Annotated in this window: 18 protein-coding genes and 4 tRNA genes; 2 read left to right on the top strand and 20 right to left on the bottom strand. The window is 63.2% G+C overall.

The window, feature by feature from the left end; translation table 11 throughout:
* Nucleotides 1-32: 32 nt before the first annotated feature.
* The 9 genes from ACYCFC_RS05215 to dinB form a co-directional block, all read right to left on the bottom strand.
* On the bottom strand, nucleotides 33-1,757 hold the full coding sequence (locus ACYCFC_RS05215) for a GspE/PulE family protein (protein WP_459653324.1): 1,725 nt from the start codon (nucleotides 1,755-1,757) through the stop codon (nucleotides 33-35).
* Entirely contained in the window at nucleotides 1,754-3,130 is a 1,377-nt protein-coding gene (locus tag ACYCFC_RS05210; protein WP_459653323.1) for a tetratricopeptide repeat protein, read from the bottom strand. The genes ACYCFC_RS05215 and ACYCFC_RS05210 overlap by 4 nt, the downstream gene beginning before the upstream one ends.
* The gene (locus tag ACYCFC_RS05205) at nucleotides 3,127-4,059 is read right to left on the bottom strand and encodes an ExeA family protein (protein ID WP_181087099.1); all 933 of its coding nucleotides are present in this window, start codon (nucleotides 4,057-4,059) and stop codon (nucleotides 3,127-3,129) included. Before ACYCFC_RS05205 ends, ACYCFC_RS05210 begins: the two co-directional genes overlap by 4 nt.
* Nucleotides 4,060-4,067: 8 nt before the next feature.
* A complete protein-coding gene (gene mshL / locus ACYCFC_RS05200) occupies nucleotides 4,068-5,759 on the bottom strand; it encodes a pilus (MSHA type) biogenesis protein MshL (protein WP_459653322.1) in 1,692 nt (563 codons plus the stop codon).
* Nucleotides 5,756-6,088: a Type II secretory pathway component gene (locus ACYCFC_RS05195; RefSeq protein WP_336509740.1), complete on the bottom strand. Its 333-nt coding sequence runs from the start codon at nucleotides 6,086-6,088 to the stop codon at nucleotides 5,756-5,758. The genes mshL and ACYCFC_RS05195 overlap by 4 nt, the downstream gene beginning before the upstream one ends.
* Nucleotides 6,081-6,749, bottom strand: coding sequence for a type II secretion system protein GspM (gspM, locus tag ACYCFC_RS05190; protein WP_459653321.1), 669 nt, complete (start codon nucleotides 6,747-6,749; stop codon nucleotides 6,081-6,083). Before gspM ends, ACYCFC_RS05195 begins: the two co-directional genes overlap by 8 nt.
* Complete coding sequence (locus ACYCFC_RS05185; protein WP_459653320.1) at nucleotides 6,746-7,345, bottom strand: PilN domain-containing protein; 600 nt, start codon at nucleotides 7,343-7,345, stop codon at nucleotides 6,746-6,748. Before ACYCFC_RS05185 ends, gspM begins: the two co-directional genes overlap by 4 nt.
* Entirely contained in the window at nucleotides 7,345-8,265 is a 921-nt protein-coding gene (locus tag ACYCFC_RS05180) for a type IV pilus biogenesis protein PilM (RefSeq protein ID WP_181087104.1), read from the bottom strand. The genes ACYCFC_RS05185 and ACYCFC_RS05180 overlap by 1 nt, the downstream gene beginning before the upstream one ends.
* Nucleotides 8,266-8,604: 339 nt before the next feature.
* Nucleotides 8,605-9,660, bottom strand: a complete 1,056-nt coding sequence (dinB, locus tag ACYCFC_RS05175; protein WP_459653955.1) for a DNA polymerase IV — start codon at nucleotides 9,658-9,660, stop codon at nucleotides 8,605-8,607.
* 110 nt (nucleotides 9,661-9,770) lie between these two features.
* Here dinB and ACYCFC_RS05170 point away from each other — a divergent pair, with 110 nt between their 5' ends.
* A complete protein-coding gene (locus ACYCFC_RS05170; RefSeq protein WP_459653319.1) occupies nucleotides 9,771-10,016 on the top strand; it encodes a hypothetical protein in 246 nt (81 codons plus the stop codon).
* Between the two features lie 521 nt (nucleotides 10,017-10,537).
* Here ACYCFC_RS05170 and ACYCFC_RS05165 read toward each other — a convergent pair.
* From ACYCFC_RS05165 to gltX, 7 genes are all read right to left on the bottom strand, one after another.
* Nucleotides 10,538-10,987 (bottom strand): acyl-CoA thioesterase, encoded by a 450-nt coding sequence (locus tag ACYCFC_RS05165; protein WP_181086370.1) that lies wholly within the window; start codon nucleotides 10,985-10,987, stop codon nucleotides 10,538-10,540.
* Between the two features lie 213 nt (nucleotides 10,988-11,200).
* Nucleotides 11,201-11,276 (bottom strand) — tRNA-Glu (locus ACYCFC_RS05160).
* A gap of 43 nt (nucleotides 11,277-11,319) precedes the next feature.
* Nucleotides 11,320-11,395, bottom strand: a tRNA-Ala gene (locus ACYCFC_RS05155).
* Nucleotides 11,396-11,444: 49 nt separating this feature from the next.
* Nucleotides 11,445-11,520, bottom strand: a tRNA-Glu gene (locus tag ACYCFC_RS05150).
* A 57-nt stretch (nucleotides 11,521-11,577) separates the two neighbouring features.
* Nucleotides 11,578-11,653: transfer RNA gene (locus tag ACYCFC_RS05145), tRNA-Ala, on the bottom strand.
* 146 nt (nucleotides 11,654-11,799) lie between these two features.
* Nucleotides 11,800-12,774 carry an IS110 family RNA-guided transposase gene (locus ACYCFC_RS05140; protein ID WP_459653318.1) on the bottom strand — a complete coding sequence of 325 codons (975 nt, stop codon included), beginning with the start codon at nucleotides 12,772-12,774 and terminating at the stop codon, nucleotides 11,800-11,802.
* Nucleotides 12,775-13,119: 345 nt separating this feature from the next.
* On the bottom strand, nucleotides 13,120-14,601 hold the full coding sequence (gene gltX, locus ACYCFC_RS05135) for a glutamate--tRNA ligase (RefSeq protein ID WP_459653317.1): 1,482 nt from the start codon (nucleotides 14,599-14,601) through the stop codon (nucleotides 13,120-13,122).
* 229 nt (nucleotides 14,602-14,830) lie between these two features.
* Here gltX and ACYCFC_RS05130 point away from each other — a divergent pair, with 229 nt between their 5' ends.
* Nucleotides 14,831-15,247 carry a hypothetical protein gene (locus tag ACYCFC_RS05130; RefSeq protein WP_459653316.1) on the top strand — a complete coding sequence of 139 codons (417 nt, stop codon included), beginning with the start codon at nucleotides 14,831-14,833 and terminating at the stop codon, nucleotides 15,245-15,247.
* Nucleotides 15,248-15,288: 41 nt separating this feature from the next.
* Here ACYCFC_RS05130 and pcaD read toward each other — a convergent pair whose 3' ends face one another.
* The 4 genes from pcaD to ACYCFC_RS05110 all read right to left on the bottom strand — a co-directional run bounded on the left by pcaD (nucleotide 15,289) and on the right by ACYCFC_RS05110 (nucleotide 19,012).
* A complete protein-coding gene (gene pcaD, locus ACYCFC_RS05125) occupies nucleotides 15,289-16,077 on the bottom strand; it encodes a 3-oxoadipate enol-lactonase (protein WP_459653315.1) in 789 nt (262 codons plus the stop codon).
* A gap of 96 nt (nucleotides 16,078-16,173) precedes the next feature.
* Nucleotides 16,174-17,379 (bottom strand): 3-oxoadipyl-CoA thiolase, encoded by a 1,206-nt coding sequence (pcaF, locus tag ACYCFC_RS05120; protein ID WP_459653314.1) that lies wholly within the window; start codon nucleotides 17,377-17,379, stop codon nucleotides 16,174-16,176.
* Complete coding sequence (locus ACYCFC_RS05115; RefSeq protein ID WP_459653313.1) at nucleotides 17,376-18,158, bottom strand: CoA-transferase subunit beta; 783 nt, start codon at nucleotides 18,156-18,158, stop codon at nucleotides 17,376-17,378. Before ACYCFC_RS05115 ends, pcaF begins: the two co-directional genes overlap by 4 nt.
* Nucleotides 18,155-19,012, bottom strand: a complete 858-nt coding sequence (locus ACYCFC_RS05110; RefSeq protein ID WP_459653312.1) for a CoA transferase subunit A — start codon at nucleotides 19,010-19,012, stop codon at nucleotides 18,155-18,157. Before ACYCFC_RS05110 ends, ACYCFC_RS05115 begins: the two co-directional genes overlap by 4 nt.
* Nucleotides 19,013-19,019: the final 7 nt, after the last annotated feature.

The raw sequence follows: 19,019 nt of genomic DNA, 5'->3' as shown, positions 1-19,019 counted from the left end.
ACGATGTGGGACGGTAAGGTGCCGGGTATGCATCACGTGCTCACCTCGTCATCGGCGAGGGTGGCGCAGACTTTGAGCACTTCTTCGACGCTGGTAACGCCGGCGACGGCGTAGTCCAGCGCGCTGGCGGCCAGCGGGCGGTAATGCGGTTGCTGGCGCGCGGCTTCGGCGAAGCCCTGGGGGTCGCCACGGCGCAGGGCGGCGATCATCGGCTCGTCGAGTTCGAGCAGTTCATACACACCGATCCGCCCGCTGTAGCCGCTGTTGTGGCAATGGTGGCAACCGCTGCCACGCTTGAAACGCACCCCGGCCAGGGATTCGCCATGGAGGCTTTCGAGCCAGGCGATCTGGCGGGGATCGGGCTGATGTTCACCGACGCAGTTCTCGCACACGCGGCGAATCAGGCGCTGGGCCAGCACGGCATTCAGCGCGGTGGCCACGAGGAAGGGTTCAACGCCCATGTCGATCAGGCGCATGGCCGAGGTCAGGGCGTCATTGGTGTGCAATGTAGAGAGCACCAGGTGGCCGGTGAGCGCGGCGCGTAGGCCGATCTCGGCGGTTTCCTGGTCGCGGATCTCGCCGACCAGCACGATGTCCGGGTCCTGACGCAGGGCGGCGCGCAGCACGCGTGCAAAGGTCAGCTCGATCTTTGCGTTGACCTGCACCTGATTAATTCGCGGCAGGCGGTATTCCACCGGGTCTTCCACGGTGATGATCTTCTTCTCCGGGCTGTTCAGCTCGGAAAGCCCGGCGTAGAGCGTGGTGGTTTTACCCGAGCCGGTGGGGCCGGTGACCAGCACCATGCCATGCGGACGCTGCAACAGACGGCGGAAACGTTCGAGCATGGCCGGCGGCATGCCGGTGCCTTCGAGCTGGAACATGGCGCTGCTCTGGTCGAGCAGACGCATCACCACCGATTCGCCGAACTGCACCGGCATGGTGGAAACCCGCACGTCGAGGCTGCGGTTCTTCACGCGGATGTTGAAGCGGCCATCCTGGGGCAGGCGTTTTTCCGAGATATCCAGGCCGGACATGATCTTCAGGCGCATGACCAGCGCCGAGGCGACGCGGTGCTCCTTCATCACCTGTTCGTTGAGCACGCCGTCGATGCGCTGGCGGATGCGCACCAGGCCTTCATCCGGCTCGATATGGATGTCCGAGGCCTTCATCTGCACGGCGTCCTCGAACAGTGTCTGCAGCAGGCGCACCACCGGTGCGTCGCTGTTGCTCTCGGCGCCCAGGCGCGACAGGTCGAAGTCGCTGTCCTGCAGCTCGCCTTCCAGTTCGCCGGCCAGCGAGGCGATTTCGCTGGTGCGCCGGTAGAGCTGGTCGAGCGCGCCGAGCAGTTCGCTCTCGCGCACCACCGCCGGATAGACGCGCTTACCCAGCAGGCGCTCCATTTCATCCTGGGCGAACAGGTCGAGCGGATCGGACATGCCCACCAGCAGCCCGTCGGCGTGACGCGACAGGACGATGACGCGAAAGCGCCGCGCCACGGCCTCGGGCAGGCTCTGGGTCAGCTGGTTGTCGAACTTGTAGTGCTTGAGTTCGACGAAGGGAATCTTCAGTTGCTCGGACAATGCCGTGAGCAGCCGCACTTCGTCGATAAAGCCCAGGTCGAGAACCGTGCGCCCGAGCTTGGAGCCGGTGCGTTTCTGGTCCTGCAGGGCGAGCTGCAGCTGTTCTTCACTGATCAGCCTGGCCTGCACCAGCAGGTCACCCAGGCGCACCTTGCGCTGGCGATTGTCCTGAGTCATGGCGTTCCTCCAAGGGAAGCGGCCCGTTCACTGGCGAAACGCCGTGCATTTTCGTCAAGGCCTTGCCCCTGCAGCGCGAGCCGGTAATGGCGGGCGGCAATGGCGGATTGGTCGAGTTGCTCAAGCGCGATGGCCAGGCCCAGCTGCCATGCACCCTGAGCCGGTCGCACCGCAACCAGTTGGCGATAGCTGTCGGCACTGGCCGCCCAGTTACCGACCTGCTGGTAGAGGGCGGCAAGCAGGGCGTGATAGTCGGTGTCGCTCTGCAGGTCGGGTGCGTGCTGTTGCAGCGTGGTGACGGCTGCGGTCAGATCGCCGATCTGCAACTGGCCACGGGCGAGCAATTCACGCAGCTGTGCATCGAACGGACGCGCCTGCAGCTGCGCCGGCAACCAGGCGAGCAGCGCCGCAGTATCCCCCGCCGCCAGATAGGCGCGCGCCAGCCAGAGGCTGACCTGCGGGTTGTTCGGCTGCGCCTGGTGCAGGGCCAGCAACTGGCGGATGGCCTGCAGGTGGTCACCGCTTTCCAGCGCCCGTCGGGCCTCGGTCAGGGAATCGGGTTTGTGGCTGCCGATGCTCAGCTGTTTCGGCGCTGTCCTGACCGGCTGCTCGGCTGCTGCCTTGGGTGTCGGCGCAGCGCGGGCAGGCTCGGGAGCGCTGAAAGGCTCTGCCGGCGATGCCTCGCGGGTCACCCAGTCAGGCAATTGCGCTTCGTCCAGCTCGGCGGGTTCGGCGAACGGAAACTGAGTCGCCTGTTCGGCCACATCACGGCTTTGGCTCAGAGGCACTTCCAGCCAGAGTTGCCAGCGGTCGCCCGCCGATTCGAGGCGGTCACTCACGCTCAGCGCGTCACCGAAACCGATCAGCAGCACCTGCACGTCCTTGCCGTGCGCCTCGATGCGCCAGGACAGGCTCTGCCCCTCCTTTTCGATACGCCCCGTGCGTGCCTCACCGACAAGCTGCACGTCTTGCAGACGAAAGCTGACCGAGCCGCTGGCGTCGGTACGCTGGTAGCTGAGGGAATGGTCGAGCAAGAGTTGCAGGACGAAGCGCCGCCCATCGTTCTGCGGCAGCACTTCGAGCAGCTGTGTTGCGGGAGTCGCTTCAGCTAGCGGGGCGACTGGCTCGACCAAGGCCGCGGTATGTTCGGGCTCGGCCTCGGCGACAGAAAAATTCCGCCCGGCGAGCAGCGCCAGTGCAACCACGACCACCACGGTTGCACCCGCCAGGGCCCAGCGGCGCAGGCGCTCGTTGCGCTGGCGACGGGCCGCTCCGCCCTCGTCCACCGCATGGATGCCGCCCAGGTGCTGGCGTTCGGCGGGAGCGGCGCGACGGCTTTCGAGGTCGCGCAGCATGTCGTTGACCAGGCTCACGGCAGCACCTCCATGAACTGGCGCAACCAGGGCCAGGCACCGACAAGCAAGGCCAGTGACAGCGCACCACCGGCCAGCAGCCAGCCGTAGCGGCCCCTGGCGACACGCCAGAAAGGTCGTGCGCCTTCGGTATCGTCCAGGGCGCGGCGAACATGGCTGGCATTTACCTGACGTCGACCTTCGCCGAACGCCACCATCAGCGACTTGTTGGCCAGGATGTTGAGCAGGCGCGGAATGCCGCCGCTGCCACGCACCAGGAGGCGCACCGCCGCGGTCTTGAACAGCGGCTCGCCACGGTAGCCGGCCACGGCCAGGCGCTCCTGCAGATAGCGCGTGGCGTCGCTGATATCCAGCGGACGCAGGGAATAGGAAAAGGTGATGCGCTGGCGCAACTGGCGAAAATCCTCGCGGGCAAGGGTGGCATCCAGTTCCGGCTGGCCGAACAGCACCACCTGCAGCAGTTTGCTGTGTTCGGTTTCGAGGTTGGTCAGCAGCCGCAGCGCTTCGAGGGTGGCGGTGGGCAGCGCCTGGGCTTCGTCGATCAGCAGCACGGTGCTCTTGCCCTGCCCGGCCAGCTCGATCAGGCGTGTGTGCAGCGCGGCGAGCAGACCGTGGTTGTCCAGCTCATCGACATCGGCGATATGCAGCTCATGGGCCAGCGCCTGACGCAGCGTCATGGGCGTCAGGGTCGGGTTGGGCAGCCAGGCGACCTGATACTGTTCGGCGTCCAGCTCGTTGAGCAGCGCGCGGCAGAGCAGCGTCTTGCCGGTGCCGACTTCGCCGGTGACCTTGATAAAGCCCTCACCCTCGGCCAGCGCCACGCGCAGCAGGTTGAGGCAGGCCTGGTAAGGCGCCAGCTGAACCAGAAAGCCGGTGTTCGGCGTGAGCGCGAAGGGTTTCTCGCGCAGACCGAAAAATGCCTCGTACATACCGTCCGTTACCTTGTGGACCGGAAGGATTCTGCGCTCTTGCGCAGCTCATCCAGCCAGACCTGATCGTTGACCACCTGCGGACGCATGAGGATGACTAGTTCGGTCTGCTGCAGCGATTTGCGCTGCTGCTGGAACAGCGGCCCCACGAATGGCAGCTTCGAGGCCCAGGGCAAATTGGCGTCGTTGTTGGTGTTGCGGTTTTCCAGCAGGCCGCCGATCACCACCACCTGGCCGCTGCGTGCGCGAACGATGGAATCCGACTGGCGCGTGGTGGACAGCGCCAGCGGCAGGTTGAAGACGTTGTCGGCGCCACCCAGCTGGATGCTCTTGTTCTGGTCCTGCACGCGGCTGACGGTGGGTCTCACGTGCAGTGTGACCTGATCGTTCTCGTCAATCTGTGGCGTCACATCCAGGGAAATGCCGGAGAAGAATGGCGTCAGGGTGATATCCAGGTCCGGCGCGGTGGTGCCGCCAGCCAGCGAGGTGGTGGTGGTGGATACGTCGGTGACGAAGAATTCATCGGTGCCGACCTTGATCACCGCCTTCTGGTTATTCAGGGTGGAAATCCGCGGGCTGGAGAGCACGCGCACATCACCCTGGGTTTCCAGCAACTGCACCACCCCTTCGAAGTTGCCGAAATCGAAGGTGGCGCCGAACACACCGCCCACGCCATTGGGGCCGGTCAGCGGTATGCCGGGAATGTTCACGCCACGCGGCAGGCCGCTCTGCACCTCGACTCCGTTGATACCGTTTTCGAGGATGCCCGCCACGTTATTACCGGTGGTAGTGGTGAAGCTGCCCAGGCCGATGCCTTTCTGGCCCTGCAGAAAACTCCAGTTGATCCCCGCCTGGAAGCCGTCGGACAGGTTCACTTCGAGAATCTTGGTTTCCAGGATGACCTGGCGCTGCAGATTGCGCTGCGCCTGGCCGAGGAAGTGCTCCACCGCCTGCTGGTCAGCACTGGAGGCGCGCACGACAAGCAGGCCGGCCTGGGGATTGACCACCACCTGGTTGCCCTCCTCGCTGCCGATCATCATCTCGACCACGGCACGCACTTCAGTCCAGAAGTCCACATTGCTGCTGGTCAGCAACTGGCTGGCATTGACCGTCGAAGAGGTACTGCTGGTGGTCGTGCCGGCAGCACCCACGCCGGTGTTGTCACTGCTGGTGACTTGCCCCGAGCTGACGCGGGTGTCGGTCATGCCCTGGCGCTGGACGTTGAGGTAGTTGAGGTCATAGGTGCGGGTGATCGCCTGGTTCGGCTGGATCTGATAGCCATAGGCGGTACGGCGGTAGTCGTAGCCATAGCTGTCGCGCACGGCGGCCAGGGTTTCTTCCAGGGTGACGTTGCGCAGGCTGAAGGTGATCTCCCCGGTCACGCCAGGGTGCACCAGCAGGTTCTGTCCGGCGCTGTCGGCCAGGCTCAGGAAGAATTCGCGCGCCGGCATATCGCTGACTGCGACGTCGAAGCGCGGGCTGCTGGCCGTGCTGCCACTGAAGGTCTGCAGCGGCGGGATCAGGCCCGCCTGCACCGCCGACGGGGGCAGGACTTTCTGCTGACTCTGCTCCAGGCTTTCCTCGAACAGGCGGTTGCTTTGCTCGTAGAGTCGCTTGTCGCCATCCTCGAAGGTCTGACAGGCCGCCAGCAGGCAGAGCAGAGTCAACACGCCGAAGCGAGGCATCAGGGTCGATATCATGACGGGGTACGGCTCGTGTGGATGATGGGAGCGCTCAGGCGCAGTTCTTCGCGCTTGCCTTCGCGGTCGATCAGAATGGAATGCGGACGGATGGCGAGAATGCGGATATCACCGAGGCGGTCGCCCACCTTCAGGCGCTTGCCGTTGATCACGACATGCGCGCTCTTGGACGTGACCATGATTGCCTGCAGCCGCAGCGCCGCCGCGGATTCGCTGGTAGCCTCGGTACTGATGCGGCCAGCGGGTGGCCGGGTGGGGTCGATGGCATGCACGGGCGCCGCGGCAAAGGCAGCCGCCAGAGCCGTGAAAAGAATGACTGGCTTAAACACCGACCCACCCCGCATCGCGACTCAAGGTGTGCAGATCGAGGGTGACCCGCGCCCGCTCATGGCCCTCTTCGCCCACTTCATAATCCAGCCGATCCCAGTGCAGCCGCCAGCCGCTGGCCTCGATGGCCTTGAGGTAGCTCAGCAGATCGAAATAACCGCCTTCGAGGGTCAACTGCAGGCCGTGGCGATAGAAGACCACCGGCGAGGCTTGCTGCTCCTGCGCGGCTGGCGCAGCGGCGCCCGGCAGCTCCAGGGGCGCGCTGGAGCTTTGCAACGCGACCAGCTTGAGTTTCGCCTGGTTGCGCAGCAGCTCCTGCAACAGGGCCTTCATCTTTTCCGGCGAGACCAGGGTGCTGGTTTCCAGGTCGATGCGCTGGTGCAATTGCTCGCGGCTGGCCTGTGCGGCCTTCAGCGCCTGCCGATAGCTCAGGTTGGGGTCGGCGGCCAATCGGCTGCGGATATCCTGCAGGCTGTTCTTCGCCTCGACCTGACGGGCTTCCGCCTGCTGCTGGCGGCCTTTCTCGGCGGCGATCCGCAGCCCCAGCGGCTCGGCCAGCAACAGCACATAAAGCATGATCGACAGCGCCAGACCGACGCCGAAGCTCAGCCACTGTTCGCGCGGCGCCAGGGCCTGCCAGCGCTGGATAAGTGCATTCATCATTGCCCCTCCTCGCCCGCTCGGGACGCCAACTGGAAGCGCAGCAGCTGCTCCTCGTCACGTTGCAGGTCGAAACGGGCGAAGTTGCGCCCACTGAAAGCGCTGCTCTGTCCCAGGCTGCGCAGATAAAGCGGCAGCAATTCCTGGTCCTGGGCGAGGCCCTGTAGCGCCATGTCGTCGCCACCGGCGTGCAGCCGGATCCCGGTCAGCCAGAGCCCTTGCGGCGGATGGCGATCGGCCAGTCCTTGCAACAGCGCCGCGAAACCGGTGCTGCGCTGCGCATCGAGGCGCTTCAGATGATCGGCCAGACGGCGCAGCTCGCGGTTCTCGGCTTCCTGCTCGGCCAGTTGCTGCGGCAGGCGCGGGTCCAGGGTGGGCTCGCGGAAATCGGCCTTGGCCACGTTCAGCTCGGCCTCCGCCTGGGCGGCCTGTTGCTCGGCAAGCGACGCTCGAGCGCCTGCCAGATGCAGCTGCCAGCCCTGCCAAAGGCCGTGGGCGGCCAGCAGCACAGCGGCCAGCACGACAACCTGCAGCATCTGCCGTGGACGCGGACCGCCCTTCTGGCGCCGCTCACGCTGATAAAGGTTGATGTTCTGCATCAGGCGGCTTCCTGGCGCAGGGCGGCGCCTACCGCACCGATGCAAAAGGCCTGGCCCGCCTCGGGCAGATCGGCAGCCGGCTGATCGGGAAAGAGTTCGCGCAGGTCGAGCCGTTGCAGGTTGACTGCCAGACCACTGCTCAGTGCCTGGTGGGTGCGCTCGCCGTCCTGCTTCATCGGCAGCAACAGCACGCGGCTGATATAGCCTTTGCCCAACTGACTCTCGTAGTAGTCGAGCGAGCGCTGGATTTCCAACGCCATGCTGGAGCGATCCTGATCGGCACGCGCCAGACCATTCTCGATGCGCCGCGCCATGTAGAGATCGACACCATTCTGCACGCTGATCAGGCCTTCACTGGTGCGCAGGCGGAGCAAGGCAAGGTTGGTGGCTTCGGCCCCCGCCAGCAGCCCCAGATTGCGGAAAGCCATCTCGGTGATGTCGATGCTCGCCAGGTGCAGGCCGGCATGCCGAATCAGCTCGGCGAACTCGTTCATCCGCGCCTTGCGCAGCACCACGCAATACACCATGCGGGTACGGCCCCGGTAGGCGTCTTCGGGCAGGGAGAGGCAATCGACGACGACGTCGTCGAGCGGCTCGCTGATCAGATCCTTGACGCGCCAGCGCATGGCGTCACGCAACTCTTCGGCGGGAACCTCAGGCGACTCCAGCAAGAACATCTGATAGGAGGAAGGATGCAATAGCAGATTGACCGGCATGTCGCCCAGACCCTGCTCGGTGACCGTCTGCCGAAGCAGCTCGGCATGGGTAGCCGGCGCACCTTCAAGATACTCACAGCGCAACAGCCGGGGCGTACCTGAGACGTCGCGCTGGATATGTGCCAGGGCGATGCCGTGCGGCCCGGTTTCAATACCGAGCAGACCGGCTGCAACGCGCTTGCGACGTTTGAACGACAACCCCATCGGAAGGCTCTCCAGCCGAATACGAAAACTGCTACGAAGATTGAAAAACAGGATCCCGGCTTGTCCCTGACCGATATCCCTGAGCAGAAATAATGGCAAAACGCTACTGAATAGCCATGAATCTAGCAAATTGTGCCAGAGAGTCCAATATTTGGCACATAAAGAATAAGGTAATAAAAGCGTCAAATTAAGAACGCCAATAAACAAACCTCAAAGATCAGGCCTTATTCATAGCGCGACCGAAATATGACGCCACCCGCTCTATACCGGGTCATGAGCAACTGGCATACCAAAAGATACGGCATGGTCAGGTTCGTACCCGGAAGCCGACCGACGGCATCAGAACAGCCGCAGTTGCTCGAAACCGCTACGCAGATCGATCAGACGCACGCCTACGCCGATCAGGCGTACCGGGCGCTTGCCACGGGCAAAGGCACCCGCGAGCAGATCGGCGTAATCCTCCAGCTCCAGGCCCGCGCCGGACTGCTCAAGCGTGGTCTGGGTGAAATCATGGAACTTGAGTTTGACGAAGGGCTTGCCGGGACGATAGCTGCCGTCGAGGCGCGCCATCCGTTTGGCAAGCTGCTCAAGCAGCTCGGGGAGTCGCTCGAGGCACGCGGCGAGATCCGGCAGATCACGCTCGTAGGTATTTTCGACGCTCACCGACTGGCGCCGGCTGTCGACCTGCACCGGGCGCTCATCGATGCCGTGGGCCAGACTCCACAGGCGTTCACCGAACGAACCGAAATCGCGAACCAGCTCCAGGCGCTTCCACCCACGCAGGTCGGCGCAGGTGTGGATGCCCCGCTTGTTGAGCTTTTCGGCAGTGACGCGGCCGACACCATGCAGCCTTGAAACCGGCAGCTCACGCACGAACGCATCGACCTGCGCCGGGGTGATCACGAACAGGCCGTCGGGCTTGTTCCAGTCGCTGGCGATCTTGGCGAGAAACTTGTTCGGCGCCACGCCCGCCGAGACCGTGATCCGCAATTGCTGCCAGACACGCTGGCGAATGTCTTGGGCAATGCGCGTGGCGCTGCCGGAAAAATGCTCGCAATCAGTCACATCGAGAAATGCCTCATCCAGAGACAGCGGCTCGATCAGGTCGGTGTAGGTGCGAAAGATGCCGTGGATTTCCCGCGACGCTTCCCGGTAGGCCTCCATGCGCGGACGCAGGATCAGCAGGTCGGGACAGAGCTTGAGCGCATGCCCCGACGCCATTGCCGAGCGCACGCCATAGGCGCGCGCTTCGTAGTTGCAGGTGGCGATGACGCCACGACGCTCGGCCAACCCACCCACTGCAATGGGCCGACTGGCCAGACCGGGGTCGTCACGCATCTCGATGGCGGCATAGAAGCAGTCGCAATCGACGTGAATGATCTTGCGTGGGCGCAAATCGCTCACTGCGGCGCCGAGCCACAGGGAACGAAGCAGAAACGCGATATGTCATCAATACTGATGTCGAGCGGTTTCCCCACCCGCAACCGGAACAATCGGAGGTTCACATGAAAATCCTGAATGCTGGAACACTGATTCTTGCCGCACTGTTCTGCACCACCAGCCTGGCGCAGGCTCAGGACAAGGATATGCAAACCGAACGGCCCGTGCAGAACAAGGCTACCAATCCCCATATCGAAGCCCGTGAAGAGGCCAAGCGCGAGCACATGAAAAAGCTGAAGCAGGAGCAGTGGCGTGAAGATGCCAAACAACGCAAGGAAAGCAACATGAAACGTCCCGAGGCCGGCGGCTAGCAAAAGCCCGCCTGCGGTCGAATAATTTGTAGGTCGGATTAGCCGAAAGCGTAATCCGACGATGTGCGCCACAAATCCTCGCGAACGACCTCGGCTCCGCATGTCGGGTCGATAAGGCGTGACCCGACCTACACAACACAGAGCCCGCTTTGGGCTTTTGTAGGTCGGATTAGCCGCAGGCGTAATCCGACGATGTGCGGCGCAAATCCTCTCGAACGACCTCGGCTCCGCATGTCGGGTCGATAAGGCGTGACCCGACCTACAACAACACAGAGCCCGCTTTGGGCTTTTGTAGGTCGGATTAGCCAAAGGCGTAATCCGACGATGTCCGGCAAATCCTCGCGAACGACCTCAACCCCGCACGTCGGGTCGGTAAAGCGTGACCCGACCTACAACAGCGCAGAGCCCGCTTTGGGCTTTTGTAGGTCGGATTAGCCGCAGGCGTAATCCGACGATGTGCGGCACAAATCCTCTCGAACGACCTCGGCTCCGCATGTCGGGTCGGTAAAGCGTGACCCGACCTACAATTGCAATGGATAAGGCTCGACCAGCGCCCTGCCATAGCCATCGAGAAACTCCGGCGGCATCCGTTTCGGTTTGCCGCTGGTCATTTCTATACAGACGAAGGTGGTCTGAGCGCGCAACAGCGTCACGTTGTCGGCAGGCCTGATCAGCTGGAAGTTACGCTTCATCTTCAGGCGCCGGTCGGATTCGGTAATCCAGGTACCCAGCAGCAAGTGATCGTCCTCATAAGCGGCCGCCAGGTAATCGATTTCGTGTCTCAACACCGCCATCGCACGGTTCAGCCGCTGATAATCCTCCAGGCCAAGCCCCAGGCGCTGCGAATGCTGCCAGGCGCATTGCTCCAACCAGGTCACGTAGACCGCATTATTGGCGTGACCGAGTTCATCGATGTGCTCGGCTTCGACCCTGATGTCGATGATGAAGGCGTCAGGCTGGTCCCAGATCATGCATACCTCTCGTGCTGTGCGCCGTCGAGATCACGGCCAGATGAAACCTATCTTGCATGCCGCACCTGCTGCAGTCATGCATGAGTGATCATTCACCGGACTTTTGTCATCCGCTGCGCCAGAAAGGTTTCTGGCCAGCTTTTGTCGGGCACAAAACAAAAAGGGCCATTTCATGAGAAATGACCCTTTAACGCCCAAAACGGGCAATAAAAATGGCGTCCCCTAGGGGACTCGAACCCCTGTTACCGCCGTGAAAGGGCGGTGTCCTAGGCCACTAGACGAAGGGGACGAAACCTTCGATACGATCCGGCAGTTGCCGAAGCGCGTGGAATTGGTGGAGCTAGACGGGATCGAACCGTCGACCTCTTGCATGCCATGCAAGCGCTCTCCCAGCTGAGCTATAGCCCCGGATTTAACGTCTCCCGACTCGCGATACTTGCGCATCGCTGCTGGAATATGGCGTCCCCTAGGGGACTCGAACCCCTGTTACCGCCGTGAAAGGGCGGTGTCCTAGGCCACTAGACGAAGGGGACAAAACCTTCTGACGCGACCCGCCGTTCAGCGTGTCGGTGGCAATTCGTTTACGAGATTGGTGGAGCTAGACGGGATCGAACCGTCGACCTCTTGCATGCCATGCAAGCGCTCTCCCAGCTGAGCTATAGCCCCATCTCGTGGACGGGGCGCATATTAGGGGCGCTCCTGCGCACTGTCAACGAAATTTTTACTGGCCAATGAAGAAATTTCGACAGGAGAACAAACACTTACCGCAGACAAGCGGCATATCCATAACTGAGTAGATACCGTCTTGCCCCTCACTTCGCAATAGCGAGTTCGGGGTTGAACGGTTCGCCGGATTTCAACACGCCATAGGCGATACAGAGCAATTTACGCATCGCCGCGCAGATGATCTGTTTGCCGGCTTTACCTCTGGCTTTCATCCGCTCGACCATTGCCCGAATGGCAGGGTTACGGCTCATGGACGTAATGGCTGGCATGTAGAGCCCCGCGCGCAAGCTGGCCGACCCCATACGGGAAATCCGCACATGCCCTTTGAGTATTCCCGAGTCCTGTAGCTTGGGATTGAGCCCTGCAAAAGCGGTGACCGCTCGGCTGCTGCCGAAGCGTTGAATGTCCCCCAGTTCAGCCAGCAGAAGCGCTGCTGTCCGCTCAGCAATGCCGTCGATGCTCGAGAGCAGGTCACGCTGGCCGCGCAAGTCATCGTTGTCGTCGAAATGCTGCTTGATCGCTTCCAGCGTCTCGGCGATTTGCTGGCGTAAATGTTCAAGAACCGACTCGATCGACGCCTTGACCTTGGTCTCGCGGGTCACGTCCAGGCGGTTCTGTTCCATCTGCTCCAGCTCCTGAAGATCCTTCAGGCGATGCACCAGGGCCTTGAGGCGGCGAATGGACGGTGGATCAGGCTGCCAAGCACGCAGCTTGGCCTGATGCAGGCTGCCATAATCAGCAATGAGCTTGGCGTCGACCTTGTCGGTCTTCACCCGCTGCAATTGGCTGCGGGCGTAATAGGCAACTTGGGCCGGGTTGAGGACGCACACCCGGTAACCTCGCGCGAGCAGCCATTCGGCCAGGGCTTCGTAGTAGATGCCCGTCGCCTCCATGACGACCCATGCCTGCGGCTCGGCGTACTTGAGCAGCCATTGCTGGAACACCTCAAAGCCTGCTGAGTCATTGGTCAGCTTGCCTTTGGTGCGGTGCTTGCCGTTGCTCTGCAAGGTTGCGATGTCGAATGTGTGTTTGGCGATGTCGACGCCAACGACTATGGCCATGGTTTTCCTCCTCAGTGAACGGATAGATCGTCACTGCATCCGTCCTACCTTGCTAATGCGAGCTCGTGGCTCAAGATACCGTTCGGACTTACTGGATGAGTGCGGAGGAGTGCAGCGTTATCTACGTCACAAGCTCGAAGCTTAAGGGCGGGTACTACTTGCACTCTCTCCCCCGATGATCAGCCGGGGACTATCGCCTCCTGAAAGGCTGCAGTCGAGATACAAGGTCGGGTCACGCTTTATCGACCCGACGACCGAAGCCAAGGCCAGGTTTCGATTTACCGAGTTGCGCCTCGAACGCCCCGGAAGCGTCGGATTACGTCTGCGGTTAATTTCGACCTACGATTACGATATCGCCGCCAGCTGCTTCTCCCACTCTTTCACTTCCTTCTTCGACGCACCACCGAGCAACTCCAGCGCCTGGCGCAGGCGGAAGCGCGTGAGGTCCGGGCCGAGGATTTCCATGGCGTCGAGCACCGAAACGGAACTGGCCTGGCCGGTGATGGAAGCGAACATCAGCGGCATCACGTCACGCAGCTTCAGCTCCAGATACGCAGCCACCGCCTGGATGACATCGGTGATGCGCTCCTTGTCCCACTGGCGCAGCGCTTCGAGCTTCCAGAGCGTCAGCTGTAGCACCTGGCGCACCTGGGTGGCATCGAGTTTCTTGTGAGCGAACAACGCCGGATCGAGGTTCAGCGCACCGGAGAAGAAGAAACCGGCCAGCGGCGCGATCTGGCTGAAGGTCTCCACCCTGCCCTGCACATGCGGGGCGATCTTCATCAGGTATTCGGGGTTCAGTGCCCACTGCTGGACCTGGCTGGCGAAGGCCTCCACGCTCAGCTCGCGGATCCATTGGCCGTTGAGCCAGGACAGCTTCTCGACGTCGAAGATCGGCCCGCCCAGCGATACACGATTGATGTCGAAGTGCTCGATCATTTCCGCCAGGGTGAATTTCTCGCGCTCGTCGGGCATCGACCAGCCCATGCGGCCCAGGTAGTTGAGCATCGCCTCGGGCATGAAGCCCATGCGCTCGTAGAAGGTCACCGAGGTCGGGTTCTTGCGCTTGGACAGCTTGCTCTTGTCCGGATTACGCAGCAGCGGCATGTAGCACAGCTGCGGCTGCTCCCAGCCGAAGTATTCGTAGAGCTTGATCAGCTTGGGCGCCGACGGCAGCCACTCCTCACCGCGCAGCACGTGGGTGATGCCCATCAGGTGGTCGTCGACCACGTTGGCGAGGAAGTAGGTCGGCAGGCCGTCGGCCTTCATCAGCACCTGCATGTCCATGCGGTCCCAGCCGATCTCGACGGTGCCGCGCAGCATGTCCTGCACCTGGCAGACGCCTTCGCTGGGCACCTTCATGCGGATCACGTGGGATTCGCCACTGGCGATACGCTGCTGCGCCTCGACCGGCGCGATGTGCATGCAGTGGCCGTCGTAGCGCGGGGTTTCCTTGTTGGCCATCTGCTCGGCGCGCACCTGATCCAGACGCTCGGCGCTGCAGAAGCACGGGAAAGCATGGCCCTTGGCGACCAGTTCGTCCGAATATTTTTTGTAGATATCGCCGCGCTCGCTCTGCCGGTACGGACCGTGCGGGCCGCCGACATCGGGACCTTCGTCCCATTCGATGCCCAGCCAGCGCAGCGCGTCGTAGATCTGCTGTTCGGATTCGCGGGTCGAGCGCAGCTGGTCGGTGTCCTCGATACGCAGAATGAACTGACCACCGTGCTGGCGGGCGAAGCAGAGGTTGAACAGCGCGATATAGGCAGTGCCGACGTGCGGGTCGCCAGTGGGCGACGGCGCGATACGGGTACGAACGGTGGTCATGGCAGCTCTCGAAAGCGGAGGGACGAACAGAAGAAACAAAGGCGCGATGTTAGCAGGCGGCAGGCCGCCCGCTCCAGCCGAAGGCGGCGGCATGCATTCCCATGGTTCCGACAGAACGCTCTAAACAAACCCCGAAGCCAACCGATAACCCGGCATCTTCGGTCTTGCCGTCTGCCTGTCACGACGCCGGCATCGCCAATCGCCAACACAAGCGCCAGAGAAGCCGACCATGCAACTGATCGACAACAAAGCCTTGATCGACGAAGCCCTCAACCAGTCCGCGACACTCACGGGAGATCGCTTCGATCATCGCTACTGGTTGCGCAAGGTCGGCGACGTGAAGCTCGTGATCATTTCCAAGCCGGAAGTGCTGTTCGACCTTTCGATCAAGGTCTTCATTCCCCTCGCGCCGGGCCAGGCGGCGTCCGGGAGCTACGACGACGGCTGGTTCAACTGGCATTTTCTCGGCAGCAAAAGCGCGATGGTGACCATCGCCAGGGAAATCATCGCCAGCGCCATGCGCAACCAGAGAACCCATTCGCCCGTTCTGCAGGCCTGGCTGACGGCGCTGGTTTCCTTCAGGCGCAGCGACCAGACCATCGCCATACTGGAGCTCGAACCCCAACAGGATCTGGCTGGCCGCTGAGCCCGCCCTTGCCGAACCTGCGCGCTGTCAGCCGCGCGCTATCAGTCACGCAGAAACCCCAGCACGCGCCGGGTGAAGGCCTCGCCCGCCTCGACATTGGACAAATGCGCCGCCTCGAACTCGACCAGCTCGGCCCCTTCGATACGCGCCTGCATGTAGCGGCCATGTTCGGGGGTGGTCACCGGGTCCTTGCTGCCGCAGACGATCAAGGTCGGCACCCGGATCGCGCCTAGTTGCTCGCGGTAGTCGGCATCGCGCACCGCCGCGCAGTTGGCGGCATAGCCTTCGGGGGAGGTAGCGGCGATCATCTGGGTGATGCGCTGGGTCTGTGCCGGCTGCCGTTCGGCGAACGCCGGGGTGAACCAGCGTGCTCTGGAGGCGTCGCGCATGTCGCGCATGGCCTGCTCGCCGCCCTTGAGCACGGTATCGATACGCTCGTTCCAGATCTCATCGGTGCCGATCTTCGCGCCGGTGTTGCAGATCACCAGGCGCGTCAGGCGCTCGCCGGCGTTGATGCCCAGCCATTGGCCGATCAGCCCGCCCATGGACAGGCCGCAGAAGGCGAAACGGTCGATGCCCAGCGTGTCCACCAGGCCCAGCACATCACGGCCCAGCCGCTCGATGCTGTAGGGTCCTGGCGTGACCGACGAGCCGCCATGGCCGCGGGTGTCGTAGCGCAGCACGCGAAAGTGCTCGCTGAAGGCGAGCGCCTGGGCATCCCACATGTTCAGATCGGTGCCCAGCGAGTTGGACAGCACCAGCACCGGCGCATCGACCGGGCCTTCAAGACGGACATTCAATTCGCAATCGTCGAGTTTTACGGTGGTCATGGAAACTCCATCGGAAGCTGGAAAATAAAAAGATGAACTGCGCCCAGCGACGACACGAGGAGTCGATCGCGCAGAACGCAGCTCATCGCAAACCGGTTACACCCTTTCGACCGCCAGCGCCAGCCCCTGTCCCACACCCACGCACATGGTCGCCAGGCCCCGCTTGCCGCCGATCTTCTCCAACTGGTGAATCGCCGTCAGCACCAGCCGTGCGCCGCTCATGCCCAGCGGATGGCCGAGGGCGATGGCGCCGCCGTTGGGGTTCACCTTGTCGCTGTCGTCGGCCAGACCCAGGTCGCGCGTGACGGCCAGCCCCTGGGCGGCGAAGGCCTCGTTGAGTTCGATCACGTCGAAATCATTCACGGCGATATTCAGCCGCTCGCACAGTTTGCGCACCGCCGGCACCGGACCATAGCCCATGATGCGCGGCGCGACACCGGCACTGGCCATGCCGAGCACTTTGGCACGCGGTGTGAGGCCGTATTGGCGCACCGCCTCGGCACTGGCGAGGATCATCGCCGCCGCACCATCGTTGACGCCCGAGGCGTTGCCGGCGGTGACAGTCCTGTCCGCGCCGTTGATGGGCCGGAGTCTGGCCAGCGCTTCGGCGGTGGTATCGGCGCGCGGGTGCTCATCGGTATCGACAACCGTATCGCCCTTGCGACCCTTGATCAGCACCGGGACGATTTCCTCGGCGAAGAAGCCGGCAGCTTGCGCCTTGGCGGTACGCTGCTGGCTGCGCAGGGCGAAGGCATCCTGGTCTTCGCGGCTGATGTTCCACTGATCGGCAACGTTGTCGGCAGTCTGCGGCATGGCATCGACGCCATACAGCGCCTTCATCCTGGGGTTGATGAAACGCCAGCCGATGGTGGTGTCCTCGATGGTCTGGGTGCGGCCAAAGGCCGTTTCAGCCTTGCCCATCACATAGGGCGCACGGGACATGGACTCCACACCACCGGCAATGGCCAGCTCGATCTCACCACAGGCGATGGCGCGAAAGGCGCTACCTACCGCATCCATGCCCGAGGCGCAGAGGCGGTTGAGGGTCACGCCCGGCACGCTGTCCGGCAGCCCGGCCAGCAGCGCGGCCATGCGCGCCACGTTGCGGTTGTCCTCGCCGGCCTGGTTGGCGCTGCCGAGGAACACCTCGTCGATGGCCGCCGGATCGAGCTGCGGATTGCGCTCCAGCAGCGCCCTGATCGGGATCGCTGCCAGATCGTCGGCGCGCACCGCCGCCAGCCCGCCGCCGAAGCGCCCGATGGGCGTGCGGATGGCGTCGCAGATAAAGACTTCGCGTGTCACTCGTCACCCCCTGTCTGGCCGTGGGCGGCAGCCGTGCGGGCTTCCAGCGCACGCAGTGCATCCAGTTCCCCGGCGCGCGGCGCCTCGGTGATGGCCACATCGCCGGCGAAGCGAATCGCCCAGCCGGTGTTCTCGATCACCTGCTCGCGGGTTACGCCAGGATGCAGGGAAGTGACGACGAATTCATTGGTGCCGGCTTCCGGCTCCATGATGCACAGATCGGTGATGATGCCCACCGGCCCTTCGCCCGGCAGCCCGAGCTGCTTGCGATGCTCGCCGCCCTCACCGAAACCCACCGAGGTGACGAACGCCAGCTTGTCGACGAAGGTGCGGTGCGATTGCTTGAGGATGATCAGCACCTGTCTGGCCGAGCCGGCAATTTCCGGCGCCCCGCCCGCTCCTGGCAAGCGGACTTTCGGCTGGCGGTAGTCACCGATAACGGTCGTGTTGATATTGCCGTACTTGTCCACCTGCGCCGCGCCGAGGAAACCCACGTCGATACGCCCGCCCTGCAGCCAGTAGCGGAAGATCTCACCAGTCGGCACCACGCTGTCGGCGGTTTCGGCCAGCTCGCCATCGCCGATGGACAGCGGCAGCACCGAGGGCTTGGCGCCGATGGGGCCGGACTCGTAGATCAGCACCACGTCCGGCGCATGGGTCAGGCGCGCCAGGTTGGCCGCCTTGGACGGCAGGCCGATGCCGACGAAGCAGACGCTGCCATTGCCCAGGCGACGCGAGGCGGCCACCGTCATCATTTCGTTGGTCGAGTAGGTCATCACTGAGCCTCCTGCTGTGCGGCCAGCTTGGCCTGGAAAGCACCGAAATCGGCGGTGCCACGGATGAATTCATCGATCCAGGCGGTAAAGGACTCGCGGCTGCGGGCAATCGGGTCCCACGCCTGATAAAAGCGGTTGTCGCGCTCGTAGTAGCCATGCGCGTAGGACGGATGCGCCCCGCCCGGCACCAGGCAGACGGCGGTCAGCGCCCAGCTCGGCAGCACGCAGGCATTCATCGGCGCGTTCAGCTCGTCGACGATTTCCTCGACGGTGACGATGCAGCGTTTGGCCGCCAGCGCGGCTTCCTTCTGCACGCCGAGGATGCCGGCGATCAGCACGTTGCCCTTGCGATCGGCCTTCTGTGCGTGGATCACGGTGACGTCCGGACGCACGCTGGGCACCGCCGCCAGCTTCTCGCCGGTGAAGGGGCAGTCGATGAACTTGATCATCGGGTTGACCTTCGGCAGGTCGGAGCCCAGATAGGCGCGCAGTACCGCGAATGGCAGGCCGGAGGCGCCGGCGACGTAGGCGTTGGCCAGGTCGGCGTGGCTGTGCTCTTCGATTTCCAGCGGCTGCGGCCACTGCTTTTCCACCGCATCGCGCAGGCGGTGCAGCGAGCCGACGCCGGGGTTGCCGCCCCAGGAAAAGATCAGCTTCTTCGCACAACCGGCGCCGATCAGCAGGTCGTAGACTAGGTCGGGGGTCATGCGCACCAGGGTCAGGTCCTGCTTGCCCTGACGGATGATTTCGTGGGCGGCGGCAGTGGGAATCAGATGGGTGAAGCCTTCGAGGGCGACGGTATCGCCATTCCTGACGAAGCGATCGATTGCTTCGCGAAGGGAAAGGATCTCGGCCATGGGGTCA

It is taken from the genome of Stutzerimonas sp. NM35, from assembly GCF_054604355.1.
The sequence above is the reverse complement of the archived record's forward strand: the minus strand, read 5'-3'. Positions and strand labels throughout refer to the sequence as shown.